The sequence below is a fragment of the Virgibacillus sp. Bac330 genome (genome assembly GCF_003667845.1).
Lineage (GTDB): Bacteria > Bacillota > Bacilli > Bacillales > Amphibacillaceae > Virgibacillus > Virgibacillus chiguensis.
In genome coordinates this window covers 641,241-666,342 of sequence record NZ_CP033048.1, presented here as the reverse complement: position 1 = coordinate 666,342, position 25,102 = coordinate 641,241, and the positions used below count along the sequence as shown (strand labels likewise).

Genomic DNA, 25,102 nt, shown 5'->3' with positions numbered 1-25,102 from the left:
TTTCAGAATTATATCATTGTCGCTATCACACCGCAAACGGATAATAGTTACATAATTTATTTCATTTAAAGCACATTAATGAAAAAGGAGGTTACACAATGGCTAAAGATAAAACAAAAACGAAAAACAAAAGCAAGCAAGAGCTAAATGATATGAAACAGCAAAACAAGTACAAGCGCAATCGCCCTCCAAGCAACTAATAAAACAACACTCTATGTGGGGAAAATCTTTTCTCCACGTACTATCGCCCTTCTCTCATAAACTCTCCTTGACTTTTATATGATTCCCCCAGACAATACAGAGAGAAGCACAAGTTCAAAATCAAAAACAAACTATTTATCGGAGAGGCAGGGAGAGTACGTATGGAGAAAAAAAATACTGTGAGAACGATTGACTTAGAAGGAAGTTTTAATTTTCGTGATTTAGGTGGATATGAAACGCGTTCAGGAAAAAGGGTAAAAAATGGAATTCTATATCGTTCTGGTAATTTGCAACATATTACAAAGAACGATATCGAGAAAATTAATCAAACTGGCCTAAAGACGATATTTGACCTTCGAGGAAGTGACGAAGTAAAAAACTACCCTACGCCTTCCATTTCAGGAGTTACGATAAAGCATATGCCTTTAATAGAAATAGATAGAGAAATGGTACGACAACCTAAAGACCTACAAAGATTTGGCGAACACCCACAAGAACCGGGAATGATATTAGAAAAGCTTTACCGGGAAGTAACGAAAAACACTAACGTCTATAACACATTTTTCTCAGCCTTACTAACAGATCCTGAATCGCCTCTATTATTTCATTGTATGGCGGGAAAAGACAGAACTGGTGTCATGGCAGCATTAACTTTGTATGCGCTAGATGTCCCCGAGGAGCTCATCTTTACAGATTACTTATATACAAACAACTTCCTTGATATTTTACGTGCAAATTTACAACCTGAATCTATTCAAGTAAATCAAGCTTTTATGCAAGCAATGCTCGAAGCAAGGCGAGAATATTTACAAGCCTTTTTTGATGAAGTGGAGAGCCAATTTGGTTCCGTGAATCAATATATTAATGAAGGTATCGGTTTAAGCAAGTCAGATGTTAAAACCCTACAAGCAGCTCTACTCGTTAAGTAATAACGGTAAAGACCAAAGAGAGGTTTATACTCCTTTGGTCCTTTTTAAGATAGTATAAAATTAGTATGGATTATAATATAAGAAAAACGAAGGCTTCCGTTATGAAACTTGGCGGCAGTCAAGTTTTTCTAAGCGAGCAATATAGGAAAGTATAGCGGGTTCGATCGTATAAGCCGCGTTTCCTACTATACAAAAAGTGAAGGAATATCCTTCGCTTATCCTTTTCTCGCTACTTGATCCATATATGGTAACGTAGCAACTCCTAATACTTTGGCTGCATGCAATAAAGCGCGCTCATCTATATCAAATTTGGGCTGATGGTGTGGGTATGCCCTAGCCCAGTTAGGATTACTAGCTCCTGTAAAAAAGAATGCACCGTTTACATGTTGTAAGTAATAAGAAACATCTTCTCCACCCATTATTGGTGGAGTTTCGGTTACTTCTTTAATCCTAGGAACTTGTTTAGCTATGTTGGCAACAAATTCTGTTTCTTGTGGGTGGTTTACGAGAATAGGATATCCTCGAGTAAACGTAAATTCATAATCAGCATGAAACATGTCGTAAGAAGCTTTTATTGTGCGTTCCACTTCTGCTTCAATACATGTTCGCGTTTGCTCTGTTAACGTACGTACTGTTCCTGTTACGTACGGATACGCAAAGTAGCAAAAACTAATTGCGCTATTACAACGAAAGGTTAATATGCATTTATACAGTCAACAAGAAAAATTATTGACCCTATAAAGGAACAAGGACCCAATCATTAGGTCCTTGAAATAGTATTTTCTATTGAAGTAGTAAATTACTTTGCTCGTTTTGCTGCAAGAGAAAGTTAGCTCGAATATTGATTAAATAGTATACTGCATTTGGTTACTCTTTCATTTAAATGACACCTTGTGAAATCATAGCAGCAGAAACTTTTTTGAAAGCAGCAATATTCGCACCGACAACCAAGTTTCTTGACTCACCATATTCCTCTGCAGCTTCCGTTGAGTCTTTGTAAATCGTATGCATCATTTGATGTAATTTCCGATCCACTTCATCAAAACTCCATGCAATTCGTGCACTATTTTGCGCCATCTCTAACGCAGATACAGCTACACCACCAGCATTTGCTGCTTTAGCAGGAGCAAATAAAATATGGTTATTCATGAAAACTTCTACCGCCTCTAAAGTGGATGGCATATTTGCCCCTTCGCCTACAGCTTTCACTCCATTGGCAATGAGTTGTTTAGCAGCTTGCACATTAATTTCATTTTGTGTCGCACATGGTAAAGCAATATCACAGGGGATAGACCAAATTTCTGTACATCCTTCATAAAAAGTTGCTTTAGGATGGACGTTGACATATTCATAAATTCGGCAATTTCCTTCTTCTTTTAGACGTTTTACTGTTGCCAAATCAATGCCTTGTTCATCATAAATGCAACCATCTGAATCACTGCAAGCAATCACCTTTGCACCTAATTGGGTTAATTTTTCCATTGCATAAATGGAAACATTTCCTGAACCAGATACAACCGCATTACTCCCTGAAATACTTAAACCATTATCCTTAAGCATAGCGTCCATGAAATAAACTGTCCCATACCCAGTTGCTTCTTTACGGGCTAAACTACCGCCATATCCTACTCCTTTTCCGGTCAACACACCAGCCTGATAGCCTCCGCGCATTTTTTTATACTGACCAAACATATAGCCAATCTCTCTTTGGCCAACACCGATATCTCCAGCAGGTACGTCTTGATCTGGTCCGATATAATTACTGAGCTCTGTCATAAAACTTTGTGTAAAGCGCATAATTTCAGTATCAGACTTTCCTTTAGGATCAAAGTCTGCCCCTCCTTTTGCTCCACCAATTGGCTGGCCAGTTAAAGCGTTCTTAAAAATTTGTTCAAAACCTAAAAACTTAATAATACTATCGTTTACCGTAGGATGGAAACGAATTCCGCCTTTATAAGGGCCAAGAGCACTATTAAATTGGACACGGTACCCGCGGTTTACCTGAACATTGCCTTCATCATCGATCCAAGGTACACGAAACGAAATCATCCTCTCTGGTTCTACAATACGTTCAAGAATAGACTGTTTCATATATTCTGGATGCTTTGCCAAAACTGGGATTAAGGAAGCTAAAACTTCTTTTACTGCTTGCTGAAATTCTTCTTGATGAGGGTTACGCATTTTCACCGTTTCGTATACAGATTCTACATATTCTTTCGCTTTTTGCATGTACGTAAATTCCATTTTGTCAACTGTTTTCATTCAAGTCATTCCCTTATCCGTCATAATGTTTAGAAAGATATGGCCTGTCGCCAAGTTTAAATGGTAAAAGTTATCGTTTTTGCTAACCACTTTAAAGATATTTACTTTCTATAAAAAACTTATCTGCAAACACTTTTCCATGAAGACGCTAACTCTTTGAATGCCATGATGGTTTTCCTAACGTTTCAGAAAAACTTGGCTTCTATCGTGCAAAAATAGTAGATTTCCTTATAAGGAATATTCTATAATTAAACAAAGTATCGAATCAATATAAAGAAACGATAAAATCAATGCGTTTTACGCATGAATAAGGAGCATGAGGCAAAATGGAACTGAGGCAAATTCGTTATTTCATGGAAGTAGCTTCCAGAGAACATGTTACAGAAGCAGCGGCTGCGCTACATGTTGCCCAATCTTCGGTAAGTAGACAAATTGCCAATTTAGAATCTGAGTTAGGCGCTGATTTATTCATTAGAGAAAACAGAAAAATAAAGTTAACCCCTATTGGGAAAATCTTTTTCGAACGGATGAAGCAAGCGATGAACGTTATAGATCATGCCAGTAGGGAAGTAGAAGAATATGTAGACCCTAAAAAAGGTACCATTCGCATCGCCTATCCAATTAGTCTCGCTGCTTATATGTTACCTACCGTTATTCATGCCTTTCGAACAGAATATCCAGAAGCAAAATTCAACCTAAAGCAAGCACTTTATCCTGAATTAATGCATGGGCTTACAGATGGAGATTTTAATTTAGCTTTGCTTGGTCCGTTGCCTAAAGAAAATAGCAAATTTCAACGAAAAGCATTATTTACTGAAAGAATCGTAGCATTACTACCCCTTCATCACCCACTTGCAAATAGAAGTTCCATTCGCCTCAGGGAGCTAAAGGATGATCCTTTTATTGTTTTGCCAGAAGGATTTGTATTACGTAATCTAGTTGAGGAAGCATGTTACACCAAAGGTTTTGCTCCTATTATTGGGTTTGAAGGAGACGACACAGATGCTTTAAAGGGGTTGGTGTCAGCAGGACTTGGCATTGCGCTTATGCCAGAAGTCACGTTAATTGATAATACACCACGCTCTACGGTTGCCATTCCGTTAGCAGAAAACGATATTACACGAACAGTTGGCGTGATTACCCCTTCCCATCGACAATTATTACCAACAGAAGCAATCTTTTATGACTTTTTATTGCATTTTTTTTCTAGAATAAACTACTTTAGTCATTAGTTGTGCCTATAAAAGTAGCCTCCCGACAAGCATTTGTTGTTAACGGAAGGCTGTTGTAAGGGTTTTTTATTATACTGTAGGAGCGTTTAAAGGTTTATCGTATAGGAAAAACGACATCTTTTTTCTCCATAAGACCTGGCGACAAGCAAAGTGCTGTAAGACTGCTGCTCCAAGATTTGGAACATGTGAAGTAAAAGAAAGATCCCACAGATGAACAATCAATTCTTATTGCAAAAGTAATTGTTGTCCTTTAGGCTAAATGTGCTTTTTCTATATTGATAAACGAAGACGCTTCATGGATTAATTCACCAGCCGTTCACTATCCCAATACATTTGACGCAAACGAAATTTCTGTAATTTTCCTGTAGCTGTTTTAGGTAATTCTTTAACAAAAACTACTTTTTTTGGTGCTTTAAAATGTGCCATATTGTCACGACAATACGTAATCATATCTTCTTCAGTAACTGTAGCGTTTTTCTTCAAAATAATAATTGCTAGTGGTACCTCCCCCCATTTATCATGTGGAATAGCGATAACAGCTGTTTCTAATACGGCAGGATGACGATATAAAACACCTTCAATTTCCGTAGAAGAAATATTCTCACCGCCAGAAATAATGACGTCTTTAGCTCGATCACGTATTTCTATATAGCCATCAGGATGCGTTACAGCTAAATCACCTGTATGAAACCAACCGTCCTTGAACACCTCTTTGGTTCGCTCCTCATCTTTATAATAACCTTCCATAACAACATTGCCTCTAGTTACAATTTCTCCAAGTTCTTCCCCGTTCCATGCAACTTCTTCGCCATCTTGATCGACTACTTTTGTTTCTCCATTAAAAACCATTTCTACACCTTGCCTCGCTTTTAAAGCGGATTGTTCTTCAATAGATAATTGGTTGAATGAAGATTTCCACTCATTGTATAAAATGAATGGGGAGGTTTCTGTCAAACCATACACATGTAAGATATCCAATCCAAGCAAATCTTGCGCTTGTTGGATTAACGCTGCTGCTGGTGGAGAACCTGCTGTAGCCATTCGTGATTTCACATTAATCGAAACCTCGTTTACTTTTGGCTCGTTTACAAGCATGTTAATCACGATTGGAGCGCCACATAACAGCGTTATATGATGTTTTTCAAATAAGTCTAAAATGACCGTTGGATCAACTTTTCGTAAACATACATGTACACCACCTACTGCCGTAATCGCCCAAACACCACCCCAGCCATTCACATGAAACATGGGAAGTGTGTGGAGATAAACGTCTTCGTGCTTTACCCCTAAGTGAAACATAAAATCTGCGGCATTCATATAATTGCTACGATGTGTTTGCATCACTCCTTTAGGCTTAGATGTTGTACCACTTGTATAATTAATGGTTAAAAGTTGATTTTCATCTATGTGAAGTGGTGAAAATGAACTGTGCTCAACGTATTGAATGAAATGTTCATAATCTATTCCCTGTATTTGATTATCATAGCCAGGTACCTCGACAACAATAATATCATTCAGATTCAATTCAGATTGAATCTCTTTAATAGAGGCAGTGAATGCTGCATCAACAATAAGTAATTTAGCATCGCTATGATTAATAATATACGCCATGTCTTCAGGTGAAATACGATAATTTAACGGAACCATCACCGCCCCCGTCTGACATATCCCATAAAAACATTCCAGCATATAATGTGTATTCGGTAACATAACTGCTATGTGATCTCCTTCATGGATTCCCGTATTAATTAACGCTTGTGATAGTCGATCTGTTCTTTCTCCAAATTGCGCATACGTAAATGTTTTTTCTTCATCAATAACTGCCACTTTGTTCGGATAATATTTCGTTGCTCTTCGTTTCCAATCAATTGGTGTTAGTGGATAATGCATACAACCTGCCCCTTTGTATGTAGTTTTTATCTTCTTCATAATAGATGTCGTAAACGAACAGAAACTACGGATACGACATCTCTATGGCTAAAGTATTAGTCGGTACGTGCACGAGTTTCTTAACAAATCAGATAGTTTAGTAGAGAAGATTATTTGGTGTATACAGCATTTCGTTGTTTTATATTTCGTATGGCCTTTTCATAGGAATATTCTAGCTCATCCACAATTTCTGAAATAGTTTGAATCTCTTTAATAGGACCAATTCCTTGTCCAGCACCCCAAATATCTTTCCATGCTTTTGCCTCTGTTTGCAGCTTATTAAAATCAATTTCCTGTTTCGGTTTTAAGTTAGTTGGGTCTAACCCTGCTTTTGTAATACTCGGGATAAGGTAATTAGCATGTACTCCACTAAAAGCATCCGTATAAATAATATCTTCAATAGCAGATTCAACAATCATTTGCTTATAATCTTGAGAAGCTTCACTTTCTTTTGACGGAATAAATCGCGTCCCCATATAAACAAAATCTGCTCCAAGTACTTCAGAAGCTAGAATATCTTCTCCTTTTGACATTCCACCAGCTAAGATAACCGGACCTGAAAAGAAAGATCGAACCTCATGCAGAAATGATATCGGATTTAGCTGCCCTGCATGGCCACCTGCACCACTTGCTACTAAAACAAGTCCATCTGCTCCTTTTTCTATTGCTTTTTTAGCAAATTTCATATCAATGACATCTGAAAAAACAATTCCACCATATTCATGAGCAATTTTCACAACTGGACTAGGGTCACCTAAAGAAGTAATAACAATTGGCGGTTGATATTTTTCTATTAATTGTAAATCCTCCGTATAACGCTTATTAGAACGATGCGTTATAAAATTTATTCCCCACGGAGCCATTTTTTTATTTGGATTATCTTTTTTCATCTCCTCTAACTCGTTCGTAATTTGTTCCAACCAATCCTCCAATATTTCTTTTGTTCTTGCATTTAATGCAGGAAATGTCCCTACAATCCCTGCTGCACAAGCTTCTGTGACCATTTTAGGACTAGAAACTAAAAACATTGGTGCCATAATGACAGGTAAACGCATAGAAGCTTTCATTTCTTGGATTGCTTCGTTAACCATCATTTTTACTCCCCCTTTTGTCTGTATTTAGATCTACCACCCGAAGTAATCGCTTTCAGTAGCGCGTCTAGCAAATTTACTATGAGCATTAAATCCATCGTATGATTACTGATAATTCTAATAATTATTCCAATAATTGTCAAGACTTTTTATGCATAAATGCCTATGGCTTACAAACATACTTCTCTAAAAAACAGCATAGTGCCAATGCATATAAGAGGTATTTTATATGCACAAATAATAATTGGTCGCTAGTGCTCTCGGCAGTTATGATGGCTCTTTATTCAATTGAAACGATAACTACTTCATAGCAAAAATAGCACTTATAATTTAATGGCTTGATAGCGTATCAGATAACCGCTCTATATCTTTTGAAAAAACGCGATCTTTGGTAATCCTTGGCACAAATTCTCTATATTTCCTCCATTTATCTCTCGTTCTTGGGGCCATCTTATCAACTCCCCTATATTCTACAGCTTCAAGAGCACAAATACATTCTATAGCAATGACTTTTCGCAAATTATCAATAATTATTTTCGCATGTCTAGCTCCGATAGTTCCCATACTTACATGATCTTCCTGATTAGCAGAAGAAGGAATAGAATCCACACTAGCTGGATGCGCCAACGTCTTGTTTTCTGATACTAAGGAGGCAGCAACATATTGCATAATCATAGCTCCTGATTCGAGTCCTGGTGATGGGCTAAGGAAAGCTGGCAAATCATTTAACTGTGGGTTAACTAACCTTTCCACCCTACGCTCAGAAATATTTGCTAACTCAGCAACTGCAATTTTCAAAAAATCCATTGCTAAAGCAATTGGCTGCCCGTGAAAATTCCCGCCTGAAACGATCAACTTTCCATCATTTAAAATTAACGGATTATCTGTGGCTGCATTGATTTCTATCTCTAACTTCTCTTTCACATAATCCAATGCCTGCCATGAAGCTCCATGAACTTGTGGAATGCACCGTAATGAATACGCATCCTGTACTCGTTTTTCACCTTGACGTGTAATTAACTTGCTTCCTTTAAGCCACTCCCTCATTCGCTCTGCTACAGCTGTCTGTTGAGGGTAACCCCGCACTTCATGAACGGCTGGATGAAATGCATCGATAATACCTTCAAGCCCTTCCATCGTCATTGCTGCAATCCATTCACTATCAAACGCTAGTTTTTCCGTTTCAATATAATTCATGACACCTACTGCCACCATTGCTTGTGTTCCATTAATTAACGCAAGCCCTTCCTTAGACTGTAACATGATTGGGACTATTTCTTTTTCTGAGAAAACCATTTCTGTAGACCTTATTTCACCGTTCTTACCGAAAACGTTGCCTTCTCCTATCAACACTAAAGCTACATGCGCAAGTGGAGCTAAATCACCTGAAGCCCCTAATGATCCTTGTTGAGGAATAACTGGATGAACTTGTTTGTTAATCAGCTCTGCTAGTAAGTGTACCAATGTTGGCCTAACACCAGAAAAACCTTTCACTAGAGCATTTAGTCGCAGTAATAGCATAGCCCGAGAAATTGTTTCAGAAAAAGGCTCGCCAACTCCACAAGCATGCGAACGAATTAAGTTCAACTGTAAATCGCTTACGTCATCATTATTAATAATAACGTCACTAAGTTTCCCAAATCCTGTATTTATGCCGTAAACTGTTTTCTGATTTGCTACTATTTGATCGACGCTATTACGACTAGCTTTCACTTTTTCCATGCTTTCTTTGCATATAGATATATCTTCCATATTAACACAAACACGCCTCACTTCATCGACCGTTAATGAATGACCTGTTAATTCCACCATACGTACTCCCCCTTTTGAAATGTCTTTGTTAAACTGTATCTTCAAGTAGTAGGGTTTTCCTTCATCCCAAAACTTGTTGATAGCATAAGAGAAACTTGGCATTTTCCCTTTTTATGAAGAAAGCCGAAGTTTATACCCCTTTGGCCTTTATGCTTTCTTATAGTACAACAAAAAAGAGGTAATAATGGCAGATAAAACTAGCCATCATCACCTCTACTTAGCTAACGACTATAGGTAATGATTATATATGATTAATTCCTAAGCCAATTGCTTCGTGTTCCAATCCTTTTATAGGCGCTCCAATTGTCCCATAAAAGGCTACCGCTATCCACTCACCTTCTTGTTCAAGCTCATACGGCTTTCCGCGTACGACAGCAAAGCGCAAACCAACCGTTCGCATCATTTCTCCAAGCGCCCACTGCCCTCGTGTCACACCTTCAAGCGCTTCCAATATAGCATGATATAATGCATGCGTTTCACGGTAAAGCTTTCCTTCAATCATTCCACTCCGTTTAACAGCGGTTTCTACAGAGGAAATAACCTTCTGTAATTCCATTGACCCTACTTTCCCCTCACAAACCTGCACCGTTTCAAAAGCAGATGAGAAGTAAGTACGTTCTTCCTCATCCAGCATGACATGTAAAGTTGCAATCTTACCAATACGCAAATGGTTATTCATGATTAGTACATACCCCTAAGCCGACATCTTTTCTATTAACTAATAGCTATCTTCAGTATATGCGTTCTCCAATAATTTCGTCAAGATTGTGAAAACGAAGCGTAATATTATTTTTTACTTTTAACAAAAACTGTACATTCTCATCAATTCCAATTACTTAGTAATACACTAAATGTCTATCTTCCACAACAATTCCCCCATTTTTAATCACTGTATCTACATGATTCATCCCATACTGATAGGATAATGTTAAGTAGTTAGGTACATCAAAAATCGTTATATCTGCTTTTTTACCAACTTCTAAACTACCAACCTCTTTTGCACAGTCAATAGCGTGAGCAGCATTTATTGTTGTTGCCGTAAGCACCTCTTCTGGTGTCATTTCCATCTTTAAACAACCTAAATTCATAATAAATGGCAATGATAATGTTGGAGAGGATCCTGGATTAGCATCCGTTGATAATGCAACAGCAACCCCATTATCAATCATCTTCCGTGCATCTGCAAATGCCGCCATTAGGAAAAAAGCAGTGCCAGGCAGAAGAACACCAACGACATCATTTTCTGCCATTTTATTCATTCCTATTTCAGAAGCTTTTAACAAATGATCTGCAGAAATAGCACCTACTTCCGCAGCTAACTCTGCTCCACCGTATGGCTCAATTTCATCCGCATGAATTTTAGGTATAAGGCCATATTGCTTTCCTGCTTCTAAAATTCGTCTGGATTGATCAGGCGTAAATACACCACGCTCACAAAAAACATCGTTAAACACTGCTAAATTACGCTTGGCTACTTCTGGAAGCATTTCATGAATCACTTTATCGACAAATTTTTCCGGGTGGTTTTTTTCTGTAATTGGAATTGCATGCGCCCCCATAAATGTAGATACAATATCCATGACATGATCCTTATTTAACTGCTGCGCTACTTCCAATTGCTTTAATTCGTGTTCTGTTGTAAGACCATAGCCACTTTTCGCTTCAATTGTTGTCACACCATGTAATAGAAACGTATCTAACCTTTTTTTTGCCGCTTGATAGAGTTGTTCAAAATCTGCTTTCTGCGTCGCTTCTGTCGTTGCATGAATTCCACCTCCTGCATGCATAATATCCATATACGTCTTTCCTTTTAGTCGCATTGCATACTCATTTTCTCTCGTTCCAGCATGTACAAGATGTGTATGTGGATCAATAAGCCCAGGTGTGACAATTTTTCCTGTTGCATGAATTTCTTTCGCATTTCTAACTACGTCTGGATAATTGTTTTTTATTTCTGCTTCCGTACCTACTGCTATTATTTCTCCGTCTTGAGCTAACACACTTCCATTCTCAACAATGCTTAATTGCTTCATCGCTTCTTTTTTAGCTGGTTTATCTGTATGACCTTGCATCGTAATTACCTGCGCGGCATTTTTCACAAATAGAGAGTTTGACATCTATAACGCCCCTTTATAGCATATTTTTTCTATTTTGTATGGATTGCATAGCTTCTGCAATGAAATAAGCAGCTAATTTTACTGTTTTATTATTTTCATCAACAACAGGGTTTACCTCGGAAATATCCATACTAAGTACATTCGGTTTGGCTACTATATACCGTATCAAGTCTCTTACTATTTTAGGTTCTAACCCAAGCGGAGATGGAGCGCTCACACCTGGAGCTGCAGTTGCTTCCACCGCGTCCATACATAAAGTGAAGATAATATAATCATGCTGTTTCGTAAAATCGTCTATCACTTTTATAGTTTGGCTATCATTGGCTACGTCCTCAGCAAAAATATAATTACTTTGATACTGAGCTGCTTCTTGAAAAAGAGCTTGCGTATTTCCCCATTTTTGAATACCTAAACATAAATACCCTGCATACTTATCTTGCTCCAATATTTGTTTAAACATCGTACCTGAAGTTGGCGGAAAATCATTTCGTAAATCAAAATGGGCATCCATATTGATTATCCCCAGTTTCGTTGTTTGATTGGCATATTGACGTGCCCCAAGATAATGTCCATATAATGTTTCATGTCCTCCACCAAGTATAATTGGTGTGGATTGTGCTCGTAGTAAATAATGCATGTATTTCCCTAATTCTTCTTGTGATGCTTCTAATTGTTGATCTATACAACTTACATTCCCTACGTCAAATAGAGACAATTTTTCTAAATGGTAGGCTAAATTTGCCAGTACAGATCTAATTTCATATGGAGCTTTTGCCGCACCGACTCGACCTTTATTTCTACGAACACCTTCATCAGAAGAGAACCCAAGCAAAGCTATGGATTCCTTTAAATCATTATCTTGTTTACATGATGCAATGTCTTTTAATTGAATAGCTTGGTGAAACCGAAAGTAAGCTGGATCTGTCGCATGATCAACCCTTCCAGACCACCATTGTTTTTCTGTCATCGAGTACATGTTTCAACCACCTTTCAGATGCTTTGTGACAAAAGCTATTGTTCTATACGAAAAGCCTTTATTTTTCTATGGGAGCACACTGATCATGGTTAGAAAAATTTTGCTTGTCACCAATCTGATGACGAAAAAACGCTGTCGTTTATTTAACGATAAACTTTAAAATTTGTATAAAAAGGAAAATCTCAGCAGTTCAAATTCTTCGACTATACTTCGGAATCCATCATCGGAATGTGAATTCCTTTCTCTTTTGCTGTTTCAATGGCAATATCATATCCAGCGTCCACATGCCTCGCTACTCCCATGCCAGGATCAGTGATTAAAACCCGCTTTATTTTTTCAGCTGCTTCTTTCGTGCCATCTGCTACAATAACTTGACCCGCATGCTGTGAATATCCCATACCAACACCACCACCATGATGTACGCTAACCCAACTAGCACCACCTGCCGTATTAAGGAGTGCATTCAATATTGGCCAATCAGAAACGGCATCACTTCCATCTTTCATCCCTTCTGTCTCTCGATTTGGAGAAGCTACCGACCCTGAATCAAGATGATCACGACCGAATACAATAGGAGCTTTCATTTCCCCTGTGGCAACCAGCTTGTTAACTTCTAAAGCAAAACGATGACGATCTCCATATCCGAGCCAGCAGATGCGAGAAGGAAGCCCTTGCCATTGTATCATTTTTTGTGCCATATTTATCCACTTTACAAGAGACGCATCTTCAGCAAACATTTCTTTAACTAGACGGTCCGTACGATAAATATCCTCTGGATCACCTGAAAGCGCTGCCCAACGAAATGGCCCTTTCCCTTCACAAAATAACGGACGGATATAAGCAGGAACAAAGCCAGGAAAATCAAAAGCATTTTCAACTCCCATTTCTTTCGCATAAGCCCGAATATTATTACCATAATCAAACACTTCAGAACCAGATGCTTGAAAATCCAACATTGCCTGAACATGAACACCCATAGCAGCTTTTGCCTTTTCTTCATAAGCTTTAGGGTCATTCTTTCGTAATACCAAGGCTTGTTCGAAACGCATTCCATTTGGTATATATCCATTTATTGGGTCATGCGCGCTCGTTTGATCTGTTACAATATCTGGGACGATTCCCTTTTCATAAATAGCTGGAAATATATCAGCACAATTACCAACAAGACCAATGGAAACAGCTTCCCTTTTTTGGCGATATTTATTCACTAGCTGTAAAGCCTCGTCTATGTCGGTAACCAAGTAATCACAATAGCCCTCATTTATTTTGCGTTCAATTCGTTTTCTTTCTACTTCGACTACAAGCGTAACCGCTCCAGCCATTTTCCCTGCTAATGGTTGCGCACCACTCATACCTCCCATGCCGCCTGTTAAAATAAGTCTTCCGGATAAATCTGCCGATCCAAACGCTTTTTTGCCAGCTTCTACAAAGCTCAAATAAGTTCCTTGTAAAATGCCTTGTGCCCCAATATATATCCAACTACCAGCTGTCATTTGCCCATACATCATAAGGCCTTCACTTTCCAATTTATAAAAGTGATCCCAATTTGCCCAACTGGGCACGATATTTGAGTTTGCGATTAATACACGAGGTGCATGGTCATGTGTTTTAAATACAGCTACAGGCTTTCCTGATTGTACAATTAGTGTCTCATCGTTTTCCAGCTTTTTCAACGTAGCAATTATTTGATGGAAAGATTCCCAATTCCTTGCTGCTTTGCCTATCCCACCATAGACAACTAATTCATCTGGATTTTCTGCCACTTGTGGGTCTAAATTATTCATTAACATCCTCATTGCTGCTTCTTGCTGCCAACCTTTACATGTTAATTCCGACCCCGTAGGTGCCTTAATAACTTGATTTGTCTTCATCGTAACATCTCCCCTTTATATTCTTTATGAAGGAATCATTTTAATAAGTGACTAGCGATAACAATTTTTTGTATTTGAGACGTGCCTTCAAAAATTTCTAATATTCGTTGATCGCGATAATATCTTTCTACCGGAAATTCCTTCATATATCCATAACCGCCATGAATTTGAACTGCTTTATGTACAATTCTTTGACTCGCTTCAGACGTAATTAATTTCGCAATAGCTGCTTCTTGAGAAATTCTTCCTCCATTATCTTTTAATGAAGCTGCGTAATACGTGTACATACGAGATACTTCTAAATCAGCTTTCATTTCAGCCATCATCCACTGCAAACCTTGATATTCTGCAATGGGGTTGCCAAATGCTGGCCTTTCTTTAGCATATTGAACTGCTGCATCTAAGGCAGCTTGTGATAAACCTACAGCCATCGCCGCAATGCCTATCCTTCCCCTATCCACAACTTGCATAGCAAGCTTAAAACCATCCCCCTCTTCTCCCAAAAGATTTTCTTTTGGTATTCGACAGTTTTCAAAAATCACTTCATCTGTGGTTGCTCCCCTAATCCCCATTTTGTCATCCCCTACTCCAAACGAGAGCCCTTCTGTTCCGTTTTCTACTATAAAAGCACTAATGCCTTTATTTCCTTTTGATGTATCCGTTTTTGCATAAACAACAATAATATCAGCGTATTTACCATTAGTAATAAAATGTTTCATACCGTTTAAAACATAATCATCCCCATCCTTTACGGCTGTCGTTTTCATGGAACCTACATCTGTTCCTCCAATCGGTTCTGTTAACCCAAATGCAAATAGCTTTTCACCTTTACAACCAGGGGTTAAGTACTCCTTTTTTTGTTCAACACTCCCAGCTAAGAATAAACCATCAACTCCTAAATAATGGGCTGTTAATATGGAACCAGTTGCTGCACAGCCATATGTTATTTCTTCAACTGCTATTGCTTCCGTTATAGAGTCAGCACCTACACCGCCAAATTCTTCTGGGTATGCTATTCCTAACAATCCAAGTTCCCCCATAGACTTTATGTGCTCCAAAGGGAATGCATTCTTCTCATCCAACTCTTTTGCGCGGGGCGCCAATACATTTTTCGCATATTCATGAACCATGCTTCGAATACTTATTTGTTCCTCCGTATACCCAAAGTTCATTTCATCATCTCCTTATATTTTTCAAGTATAGCTTCTGTATGCTCTCCAAGCTCTGGTGCTCGCTGCATATTCGTTTGTTTTAAGCTTGATAACTTAATAGGATTCCCGGGTATTTTAAACAACCCATGATCTAATTGGTTTACATCTACAAGCATATTTCTCTCTTTTATATAGGCACTTTCAGAAATATCTTTAATGTCGTGTATAACAGAACAAGGTATTCCCCCTTGTTCAAGTAAAGCTGCTGCCTCTGTTGCAGTGTATTGACATAACCAATTTTCTATTTCAACTTTTAATAATTCTTGGTAATTCTGTCTATTATTATCTGTACGAAATCGTTCATCCTCTAGCATATCTTCTCGATGAATGAATATAGCAAATCTTTCGAACAATGATTCATTAGCAATAGCAATAGCTAAATATCCTTCTTTTGATTGATATATATCAAACGGTGCACTTATCGGGTGCCGATTTCCAATACGTTGTGGAATATTTTTTTCTACGGTATACCGCATCACATTACTCTCCAATAATGCATATATCGAGTCTACCATCGCCACATCAATCTGCTGCCCTTCGCCCGTTCGCTCTCTATGAAATAAAGCAGTAGTGATACCAATCGTTGCATTTAAACCAGCACTAGTATCTCCTAAAGAAGCGCCAACTCGAGTCGGTGGTGAATCGGGATAACCATTAATACTCATTATGCCTCCTGCTGCTTGTGCAATAAGATCATAGGCAGGCTTATTACTCCAGACACCTTCTTGTCCAAAACCGGAAATAGAAGCATAAATTATATCTGGTTTGATAGCTTTTAAAGACGCGTAATCTAAATTAAATTTGCGCATAATTCCAGGTCTAAAATTTTCAATGACGACATCTACATCTTTCACCATTTCCTTTAATAAACAAATAGAGTCAGGGTCTTTTAAGTTTAGTTCAACGCTCTTTTTTCCAGTATTTAAACAAACAAAATAGCCACTTAACCCATTTTGAAATGGACCAAAAGAACGTGTATCGTCTCCTTGCCCTGTTCTTTCTATTTTTATAACTTCAGCACCGAAATCTGCTAGTATTTTTGTAGCAAATGGGCCAGCTAAAACCCTTGTAAAATCTAACACTTTTATTCCCTCTAATGGTTTCACAGTAAAACCGTCCCCCTTTTATTTTGAAATTTTTCTTTTATTTACGTGCTTATCCGATAATTGCAGTTTTTATTGTACTAAACCTTAAATTTTTATATTTTCTTATAGTTTTAAATTACTCTTTTCAAAAAATGAACTTTGCTATAGGTATGATGATAACTAACGTTAGCACAACTCTCTGAAACCATATAATAATCATCTTAGATATCGGTATTGGTATATCCGTTGAAATAATGACAGGGATGACTGCTGAAAAAAATAAAATAGATGATACGGAAAGCACAGCAACTATAAATCTAGTTGCAAGCTCAGCTTCCACCACAAGTAAAGATGGTAAAAATATCTCTGAAATGGAAATAGCAGCAGCTTTCGCCGTTAATAGAGCTTCAGGTGCTTGTAAGAGCCATGTAATTGGAACAAAAATATAAGCCAACCAATCAAATAGTGGTGTATAATAGGCAAGTACTAAACCAAGTAGACCTACAGACATTATGGAAGGGAGCGTATTCATTGTCATCATTAATCCTTCTTTTAAATGCGCAACTACACTAGTAAATATACTAGGAGCTCGATTTGCCGCATGAATGCCTTCTTTCCATCCATGATATAATCGATTCTTTTTGATAATCGTTTCTGGATTTCCTTTTCCGCTAATGTACGTATCCTTTATCCTACTTAAGGGCCAAATTCTTACTGTAATAGCTGTTACAACAAACGTTATGATTAAAGACATCCAAAAGTACAAGTTCCAAAAATCCATTAGATTTAACGTATTTGCAATAACTATCATGAACGTAACAGAAACTGTAGAAAAGCCAGTAGCAATAATGGAAGCCTCTCGAATTGTGTATTTACCCTGATTAAAGACTCGATTTGTTACTAATAAACCTATCGAATAACTACCGACAAACGATGCAACTGCATCAATTGCTGAGCGTCCTGGAGTTTTAAAAACAGGGCGCATAATTGCTTGCATAAATACGCCAACGAACTCTAAAAATCCATAGTTAACAAGTAATGCTAAAAACATAGCTCCTATGGGTATTAAAATACCAACAGGTATGATTAATTGCTGTAATAAAAATGGCCCGAGATCAGGATGAAAGAGCCAAGCTGGCCCAACATTCCATACAAGCATGGTTCCTAAAACAAACCCAACAACTTTAAATAAAGTAAGGATTACATTAATAAAACTATTTTTCCATGTCTTATTAGCTATTGGATATACAGCCCCAAGGAAAAGAATGAGAACAATATAACTATGTATGACAAACATGGGGAGGGTAGTTTCAATTCCATTTACAATATGGTCGAGTAAAATCGATGATTCTCCTCCAATTGGTATGGGAACAAAGAAAGAAATGATCCCAAACAAACTGAATAGCACAAACTTCCAAGCGGCTCTTTTATCCGATAACGATTGCTCCTCTCGAATTTTTGTTTTTTCCATTGCTTAACCCCCAGAACTAATAATGCGCTTACATTTTTATTATTTTCTTTATTATATTTTTTCTGATATCATTAAAAAAGAGATTTTTTTACGAACTTTAGCATATTTTTATTACTCAATTCGATATAGCAATTCCTTTGTAGCAATACTATTTTATAGTTAGGATTTTTTATTAACTAGGCATGCCTCCAATCTTATACTACAGCCTAATTAAGATGTTCAATACGTTAAGGAAAGGGTCTAGATTATGGATATTTTAATTATTGATCGAGATGAAACCGAAAGAACTGGAATGGAATGGTTTATTCGTTCCAACCAGTTGCCATTTGAGCATATTCTTCATGCAAGGAATATCAAACAAGCAAATATGCTTTTAAGCAAAAGAAAACCGCATGTTGTCATACTCGAACTGGAATTGCTTTCTCCTACTAATTTTGCAGCTTTTGCTACGAACATTCGCAGGTATTCCAAAAGCTTAATTACAACAACAGCAGAGCCTGTCTTTGAAAGAGCCTCGCAAGCTATTGAACTGCAAAGCAAATCACTACTTGTCAAACCACTTAACCTTACACTATTAAAAAAAGCACTAACAAACGCTACAAAAATAGAGCACAGCAGTCAGCCTATGGAATACATTTCAAGAAGTCACGAAATATACCATTCCTTATTTTTAAAAACTTCTTTATCAGACCCTGTTCAGCCCATTTTTTTGCTAATGGAACCAGAAAAGCAAGCACACATACAGGATTTATTTACATGGTTATACAATAATAGCCCACCATTTAAAATTGAACTTTACCCACTGCATAACCGAATTGTTTGTTTAGCGTATGTCAGGTATCCGTATACAACGGAGAACATCAAATTCGAAGTCTCAAAAATAATGCAGTTATGGAGAGAAGCATTTGACTTCAACATAAATATCGCTATTTATAAAAACGAGAAGGATCATATCAATCTGCATCAAGCCTATACAGTGACAAGAACTGTGCTTAACATGAGATTTTACAAAGGGTTTAATCAGGTATTTGTAGTTGATCAAGTTCACACCTTCTCATCTTTCGACCCTTTTTTAACTTCTGATGAACAGAGATTTTGGATGGAGAGCTTAGAAAAAGGAGATATTGAGAGTATTAAAGATTATTTATATCAAACGTTTACAAGACCATTTAACAATTATCCCGAACCAGAGATTGTACGAATTCAACTTACAAGTGTTCTTGCACAGGTGCGACGGTTTATTAATAACTGTAAATTATCTAAAATAGAAGTTGTGGAAGAAGCTTATCACTATACATTTCAAATCATTTTAAATCATCCAGTTCTGTACACAATTGTGCAAGAATTCATTCTGTTTTGTATCACTATCATCAAACATGCTCAAGTTCAAAAGCAAAAGCGAGAATTTAATTATTTAGAAAGGTCGCTTTTGTATTTAGAACATCATTTTAATAATGTAAATCTTCGCCTAGAAGATGTAGCGAATCACCTAGAAATCAGCCCCAATTACTTAAGTCATTTACTTTCGATGGAGAATAAACCATTTAAAAAAATTGTAAATGAATTCAGAATAAATAGTGCAAAAAAACTTTTACTCCATACAAATGAAACCATCTATAACATAAGCAATTCGGTCGGCTTTAAAGACCAAAATTACTTTTCCAGAGTTTTTAAGCAATTCAACAATACATCACCAAAAGAATATAGAAGGTCACATCAAACGCAGCCAAGAACAAAGGCGCAAGCGCCCGTTCAGCAACGTAGCGACTGGAACGAATCAACTGAGATAAAGGAATCACGGTTAGGAACGAACCGATGATGACTTAGCGTAGGGCGATTTCGTGAAGTCGCCTAGTTGCTGGGCGCTGGAGCCGGACGTGGCTATATAACTTAGTAAGTTTATTCACAGCTGCTAAATTTTATAATTTCCTAGACAAGAACAAAGGCGCAAGCGCCCGTTCAGCAACGTAGCGACTGGAACGAATCAACTGAGATAAAGGAATCACGGTGAGGAACGAACCGATGATGACTTAGCTTAGGCGATTTCGTGAAGTCGCCTAGTTGCTGGGCGCTGGAGCCGGACGGGGCTATATAACTTAGTAAGTTTATCTACAGCTGCTAAATTTTATAACTTCCTAGACAATTAAAAACGACCAGTTCTAATAAAAGAACTGGTCGATCGTATTATTTATCTTACAGGCCACAATTGCCGTATTTTGTAATAAAAAGTTTTAAACCACCACTTCGCTAAGTGGGTGTTTGCAGAAACTATCCTGTCTTCCGCTCGAAGACGGCACGACATTAAAGCTTCGATATAAAACTCCCTATTCATTCATTAGAGGTTAAAACTAAATAAAATACGTACATTGCAGCTTGTAAATTTATTATACCACCGCTAACAAAAAAATCAATAAAAAAAGCAACGGATGATCAAATGAACCACAAAAATTACACTTATTTTTCAAAAGCTGTTCACAGATGCTTAGGTTAGGAATCAATAGCCCTGCAATTTATCTCCTATTAGATCTTCGTATTTTTCTTTTTCGCCCTATCTTCTAGTTGCGTTTTTGGACGATGATCTTTTTTATCCTCAGACAGACCTTGGGGATTGACACTACTTTGAGCGCGCTTAGAACGATATGCATGTTGCTCTTCTTTCACGGATCACACCTCCTACTCCTACTACAATAGTGTGAACCAAGCAGCAACTTCCTATGCAGTTATCTTTATTTCAAACAAATAAGATTTAAGTAAGAAAAATCTGTTTATATTGACGTATTTTCTTTTTCTTTGGTGCATGATACCCATGATGAAAAATTTTACCACTTTGTATATGATACATAGCTAATAAGCCTTCTATTGTATGCTGCTTACTTTCATTTAAAGATTTAGAAAAAAGTTTTGCTGCAACACGGGCATCTTCTAAAGCATGATGATGTTCAAAAGGGATTTGATGGAAGGCAGCCAATGTATCCAATTTATGATTATGTAGCTGTGGCCATATTTGTTTTGCAAGCATAACTGTACATAGATAATTCAAGTCAGGGTATGTTAACCCAAAACGATCTAATGTATTTCTTAGTACACTCATATCAAAGCTCGCATTATGAGCAATAACCATACCTTGCTGTAAGTATGTAGAAAGGACTGGCCAAACATCTGTAAAAGTTGGAGCATAACGAACATGTTCTGGCGTAATACCATGTATTCGTATGTTCATTGCTCGAAAATCTGTAAGCGGATTGATTAAACTATAGTACTCATCCACTATTTGTGTCCCATCTGATACAACGATGCCAACTGCACAAGGGCTTGTCCGTTTTTCGTTAGCCGTTTCAAAATCAATTGATACTAGAGTCATATTAGAATCCACCTTCATCATTAAAACTTAAACTATTTATCGTGAACTAAATCCATTTAATTAGAACTAATAATAAGCGGGTAGATTGGAGATCACATGCCTTTACTAAGCTCGCAACAGTTAACTATGCCGACATGATTTATCTTAGTTATGCTATTACTATAGCATAGCCATTCACGTCGTTGATCATGACATCTACAGACAAGCTACATAACGCTTCAAGCTATTTCAAACTATGAAATCTCCAAAATATCCCACGCTGTAATAATACCTAATAATTCGGCTGAAGGTTCACCATTCGAAGTGATGAGCAAGGCTTCTAATCGCTTACCCCTACTTGTATGTTCTTTAAACATTTCAATTGCTTCATACAAAGTAGTGTCCTGGGCAATAAACTTCGAATTCTCATTGTTTTCAAAAGGTAAAATATCTTTTAAGTGATAACTGCTTTTTAACATTTCACCTCGTTGATCTATGCTCGCCAACCAATTCGTAATTCCTTTTTGGGTAAGCAAACCTCGGTACACTTTACCTTCATAAATTGGGAATTTGGACAATCTTTTTTCATGAATAATCTTTAACAATTTATTTAATTCATCATTACTTTGAAAACAATATACATACTTTTGAAACGTAGGAATAACGAGTTTAGGCTTTCTTAGCTCCTCTTCAATCCATTCAATTCTTTCAACAATTTCATCGTGTGGTTCAGCTATGGCATAAGTCATATCCACTTTATTATGCACGATTGCATTTCTGAGTTCCGCAAACTCAAGCAAGTCATCACTGTATTGGCTCACTAATGCATTTGAATTCCGCAGAATTTTTACTGTTTTAGAAAAGCTTACATCCTTTTTATGTATCATGAAAGAACGGAGCATCTTTTCAATTCGATTAAAAGAAGTTAAGAATCGATCTGAGTTTTTGTACATATATCTTTCTCCTCATATTTGATATCAACTTTCCTTTTATTGTATACGTGCTGCAACAAATGACAAAGCTATACGATATTCCAACTCCAAAGCTACTTGTAGGAAGCACCATACTAAATATACACGGTTTCGGAATAAATGGATTGGATTTTTTCCACAATTGCTTTTTCTCCATCTTCTTGGTAAGAAACATGCTCATCAGCAAATCGTGACAATTGATCGTGATCGTCAATCATAATTGCCTGTGCAGCATGTTGGAACATGGAGATATCATTCGCATCATTGCCAAAAGCTATAAAACTGTTCGGCTTTATACCTAATACTTGTAACGCACTCCACTTATCAATATTTCTTGGACTTACGTCAATCAGTTGTTCATTACGATGTTCGTGAACAGTTATGTCCAAGCGCTGTAATTGAGTGAATAAAATTTCGTAATCCTTCATCGTAATGAATAATATTTTTACTACAGAGGAAAGTTGAGCAACATCTACATGTTGAGCTAATTTTCCTTGGTCCAGATTGTGTACAATCGGATGATCCTTTGGGCCTGTATACACATAGTCCCAATCACTATCCATTAAGAAAGTCGCTTCCTGCTCCTCAATTAGCTTTAAAATGACATGTAGCTGTTGTTCGGTAAATGTTTGGGCGTGTAATAGCTTATTATCTTGATAAATCAGTGCACCATTTCCACCAATGAGCGTATAAGAATGAAAATCTTTAGGAAGCACTGGAAGCATATCCCTGATTGGTCTAGCCGATGCAAAGATAACGTCATTTTTATTTAACTGTTTTAAACATTGGACAATCGTATTTGAAAGTGGTTTACCGTTGAAACATATCGTTCCGTCTAAATCAAACACAAACTTCATGGTTACACCTCGCTATCATCTATACTTTCCATTATAAACTATTTTTCAGGAACGAAAACAAAAAATAGTTAGCTAATCTAATTAGCTACGCTCCATTCTTACACTATAGGCAAGTATAGAAGTTTTAAGGGTTATAGAAAAACTTAAGCTGTCACCATAAAGGATTCATGAAGCTTTTTAGAAAAACGAAAAATCTATTGCCAATTCATTCGAGTAGAAGCCTTCATTTTACTCATAGTAAAGTATACCCCTAAATTTTTATCCTTTTCTATAGTGTAAAAAAACTTATAATTTTATACTTATCTACAGTCAATAAATTTAAAACAAATAGCTTAAATTTATTGACAATATATAAAGTTCTGCTATGCTGTTAACTATTATTCAGAAAAAATATCAAAATAAACCAACTAGTTTGAAAGGAGATAATCATGCAACCCGATCAACATCTACTTAGAATTCCTGGCCCAACACCCATTCCACCTAGTGTAGAACGTGCAATGGCACAGCCTATGATTGGACACCGAGGACAGGAAATGAAAGAACTGTTAAAAATTGTAAAGGAAAAATTAAAACCTATCTTTGGTACAAAAGAGGATGTACTTATTTATACTGCAAGTGGTACCGCAGCATTAGAAACAGCAGTCGTAAATACCGTACAACCGGAAGAAGAAGTGCTTGTAATTGTCACAGGCGCTTTTGGTGAACGTTTTACAAAAATTTGTGATGAGTATCACATTGAAACCCATAAATATTTGGTCCCTTGGGGGGAAGCAGCTGATCCGAAACAACTAGCATCTTTATTGCAACAACATCCCAATATTAAAGCAGTGTTTGCGACTTTCTGTGAAACTTCTACAGCCGTATTAAATCCAATTAAGCAACTTGCAGAAGTCGTGCACAATGAATCGGAAGCATTATTTATCGTTGACGGCGTCTCTTGTATTGGGGGAACAGAAACAAAAATGGATGAATGGGGATTAGACGTCGTTGTAACCGGATCGCAAAAAGCAATGATGCTCCCTGCAGGGCTAGCTTTTATAGCTGCAAGCAAACGTGCCTGGGACGTTATTGAAAAAAATCCACATGCTAGATTTTATTTAGATATGCGCAGGTATCGTCTTAAACTTCAAGAAGATTCGACTCCCTTCACACCAGCAGTATCCTTACTACAAGGCTTAAAACAAGCCCTTACCCTCGTGGAGGAAGAAGGATTAGAAAATATTTTCTATCGCCATGAGATGATGAAGAATATGACTCGGGAAGCATTTAAAGCTTTATCCATTCCATTGCTTACATCGGATAAAAATGCTTCCCCAACAGTTACTGCTGTAAAACCAGGAGATTTTGCATCTGAAGACTTACGAAAGATCGTTAAAAGTGATTTCGGTTTAACTTTAGCGGGAGGACAGCAGCATTTAAAAGGACAAATTTTTCGAATTGGACATATGGGCTACTGTTCCCCTGCTGATGTGTTACAAGTAATAAGCATTATCGAAATTGGTTTACAAAAAATTGGTAAACACGTAGAGCTTGGAACAGGCGTACAAGCTGCCCAAGCTACCTATTTGAAAATGAATGGTTGATACCAAATTTTAAATAGATTTCATCCTTTCTAAAATGAAAAATACATTGTACCATATAATAAATTTATCTGGGGATATGGATATGTACGTTGCCTCATAGATTCTATCGCTGTAAAACAAAACATGCTATATATAATAAAACGAATTACACTGGGAGGAAGACG

General features: G+C 37.2%; 20 protein-coding genes and 1 other RNA gene. 4 read left to right on the top strand and 17 right to left on the bottom strand.

Annotated features, from left to right (window positions below):
• Window positions 1-362 precede the first annotated feature (362 nt).
• Window positions 363-1,130, top strand: a complete 768-nt coding sequence (locus tag D9780_RS02890; RefSeq protein WP_073005913.1) for a tyrosine-protein phosphatase — start codon at window positions 363-365, stop codon at window positions 1,128-1,130.
• A gap of 215 nt (window positions 1,131-1,345) precedes the next feature.
• On the opposite strand, the gene D9780_RS02885 is transcribed toward D9780_RS02890, so the two are convergent.
• A complete protein-coding gene (locus D9780_RS02885) occupies window positions 1,346-1,717 on the bottom strand; it encodes a M20/M25/M40 family metallo-hydrolase (protein WP_240458769.1) in 372 nt (123 codons plus the stop codon).
• A gap of 292 nt (window positions 1,718-2,009) precedes the next feature.
• The gene (gene gdhA / locus D9780_RS02880) at window positions 2,010-3,392 is read right to left on the bottom strand and encodes an NADP-specific glutamate dehydrogenase (RefSeq protein WP_121639225.1); all 1,383 of its coding nucleotides are present in this window, start codon (window positions 3,390-3,392) and stop codon (window positions 2,010-2,012) included.
• Between the two features lie 326 nt (window positions 3,393-3,718).
• On the opposite strand from gdhA, the gene D9780_RS02875 reads away from it, so the two are divergent.
• Window positions 3,719-4,624 (top strand): glutamate biosynthesis transcriptional regulator GltC, encoded by a 906-nt coding sequence (locus D9780_RS02875; protein WP_073005907.1) that lies wholly within the window; start codon window positions 3,719-3,721, stop codon window positions 4,622-4,624.
• A gap of 300 nt (window positions 4,625-4,924) precedes the next feature.
• Here D9780_RS02875 and D9780_RS02870 read toward each other — a convergent pair whose 3' ends face one another.
• The 10 genes from D9780_RS02870 to D9780_RS02825 all read right to left on the bottom strand — a co-directional run bounded on the left by D9780_RS02870 (window position 4,925) and on the right by D9780_RS02825 (window position 18,187).
• Window positions 4,925-6,514 carry a long-chain-fatty-acid--CoA ligase gene (locus tag D9780_RS02870; RefSeq protein ID WP_121639224.1) on the bottom strand — a complete coding sequence of 530 codons (1,590 nt, stop codon included), beginning with the start codon at window positions 6,512-6,514 and terminating at the stop codon, window positions 4,925-4,927.
• Window positions 6,515-6,663: 149 nt separating this feature from the next.
• Window positions 6,664-7,644 (bottom strand): NAD(P)H-dependent flavin oxidoreductase, encoded by a 981-nt coding sequence (locus tag D9780_RS02865; RefSeq protein WP_121641413.1) that lies wholly within the window; start codon window positions 7,642-7,644, stop codon window positions 6,664-6,666.
• A 330-nt stretch (window positions 7,645-7,974) separates the two neighbouring features.
• Window positions 7,975-9,456: a histidine ammonia-lyase gene (gene hutH / locus D9780_RS02860; RefSeq protein WP_121639223.1), complete on the bottom strand. Its 1,482-nt coding sequence runs from the start codon at window positions 9,454-9,456 to the stop codon at window positions 7,975-7,977.
• A gap of 241 nt (window positions 9,457-9,697) precedes the next feature.
• A complete protein-coding gene (hutP, locus tag D9780_RS02855; RefSeq protein WP_073005902.1) occupies window positions 9,698-10,135 on the bottom strand; it encodes a histidine utilization transcription antiterminator HutP in 438 nt (145 codons plus the stop codon).
• 157 nt (window positions 10,136-10,292) lie between these two features.
• Window positions 10,293-11,573: an imidazolonepropionase gene (hutI, locus tag D9780_RS02850; RefSeq protein ID WP_121639222.1), complete on the bottom strand. Its 1,281-nt coding sequence runs from the start codon at window positions 11,571-11,573 to the stop codon at window positions 10,293-10,295.
• A 13-nt stretch (window positions 11,574-11,586) separates the two neighbouring features.
• Window positions 11,587-12,549, bottom strand: coding sequence for a formimidoylglutamase (hutG, locus tag D9780_RS02845; protein WP_073005898.1), 963 nt, complete (start codon window positions 12,547-12,549; stop codon window positions 11,587-11,589).
• Between the two features lie 203 nt (window positions 12,550-12,752).
• Window positions 12,753-14,420 (bottom strand): urocanate hydratase, encoded by a 1,668-nt coding sequence (gene hutU / locus D9780_RS02840; protein ID WP_073005897.1) that lies wholly within the window; start codon window positions 14,418-14,420, stop codon window positions 12,753-12,755.
• A gap of 35 nt (window positions 14,421-14,455) precedes the next feature.
• On the bottom strand, window positions 14,456-15,592 hold the full coding sequence (locus D9780_RS02835; protein WP_121639221.1) for an acyl-CoA dehydrogenase family protein: 1,137 nt from the start codon (window positions 15,590-15,592) through the stop codon (window positions 14,456-14,458).
• A complete protein-coding gene (locus D9780_RS02830; RefSeq protein ID WP_073005893.1) occupies window positions 15,589-16,737 on the bottom strand; it encodes a CaiB/BaiF CoA transferase family protein in 1,149 nt (382 codons plus the stop codon). The genes D9780_RS02835 and D9780_RS02830 overlap by 4 nt, the downstream gene beginning before the upstream one ends.
• A gap of 124 nt (window positions 16,738-16,861) precedes the next feature.
• Window positions 16,862-18,187 (bottom strand): YjiH family protein, encoded by a 1,326-nt coding sequence (locus D9780_RS02825; RefSeq protein ID WP_121639220.1) that lies wholly within the window; start codon window positions 18,185-18,187, stop codon window positions 16,862-16,864.
• Window positions 18,188-18,434: 247 nt separating this feature from the next.
• Between D9780_RS02825 and D9780_RS02820 the strand changes: the two genes are divergently transcribed.
• Window positions 18,435-20,006, top strand: coding sequence for a helix-turn-helix domain-containing protein (locus D9780_RS02820; RefSeq protein WP_121639219.1), 1,572 nt, complete (start codon window positions 18,435-18,437; stop codon window positions 20,004-20,006).
• 374 nt (window positions 20,007-20,380) lie between these two features.
• On the opposite strand, the gene ssrS is transcribed toward D9780_RS02820, so the two are convergent.
• The 5 genes from ssrS to D9780_RS02795 form a co-directional block, all read right to left on the bottom strand.
• A non-coding RNA gene (gene ssrS, locus D9780_RS02815) (6S RNA) lies at window positions 20,381-20,565 on the bottom strand.
• 142 nt (window positions 20,566-20,707) lie between these two features.
• The gene (gene sspL / locus D9780_RS02810) at window positions 20,708-20,848 is read right to left on the bottom strand and encodes a small, acid-soluble spore protein L (protein WP_073005888.1); all 141 of its coding nucleotides are present in this window, start codon (window positions 20,846-20,848) and stop codon (window positions 20,708-20,710) included.
• Between the two features lie 85 nt (window positions 20,849-20,933).
• Window positions 20,934-21,548 (bottom strand): 3'-5' exonuclease, encoded by a 615-nt coding sequence (locus D9780_RS02805; RefSeq protein WP_121639218.1) that lies wholly within the window; start codon window positions 21,546-21,548, stop codon window positions 20,934-20,936.
• Window positions 21,549-21,781: 233 nt separating this feature from the next.
• Entirely contained in the window at window positions 21,782-22,480 is a 699-nt protein-coding gene (locus tag D9780_RS02800) for a CBS domain-containing protein (protein WP_121639217.1), read from the bottom strand.
• Between the two features lie 113 nt (window positions 22,481-22,593).
• On the bottom strand, window positions 22,594-23,355 hold the full coding sequence (locus tag D9780_RS02795; protein WP_121639216.1) for an HAD-IIB family hydrolase: 762 nt from the start codon (window positions 23,353-23,355) through the stop codon (window positions 22,594-22,596).
• Between the two features lie 428 nt (window positions 23,356-23,783).
• Between D9780_RS02795 and D9780_RS02790 the strand changes: the two genes are divergently transcribed.
• Window positions 23,784-24,938 (top strand): pyridoxal-phosphate-dependent aminotransferase family protein, encoded by a 1,155-nt coding sequence (locus D9780_RS02790; RefSeq protein ID WP_121639215.1) that lies wholly within the window; start codon window positions 23,784-23,786, stop codon window positions 24,936-24,938.
• Window positions 24,939-25,102: the final 164 nt, after the last annotated feature.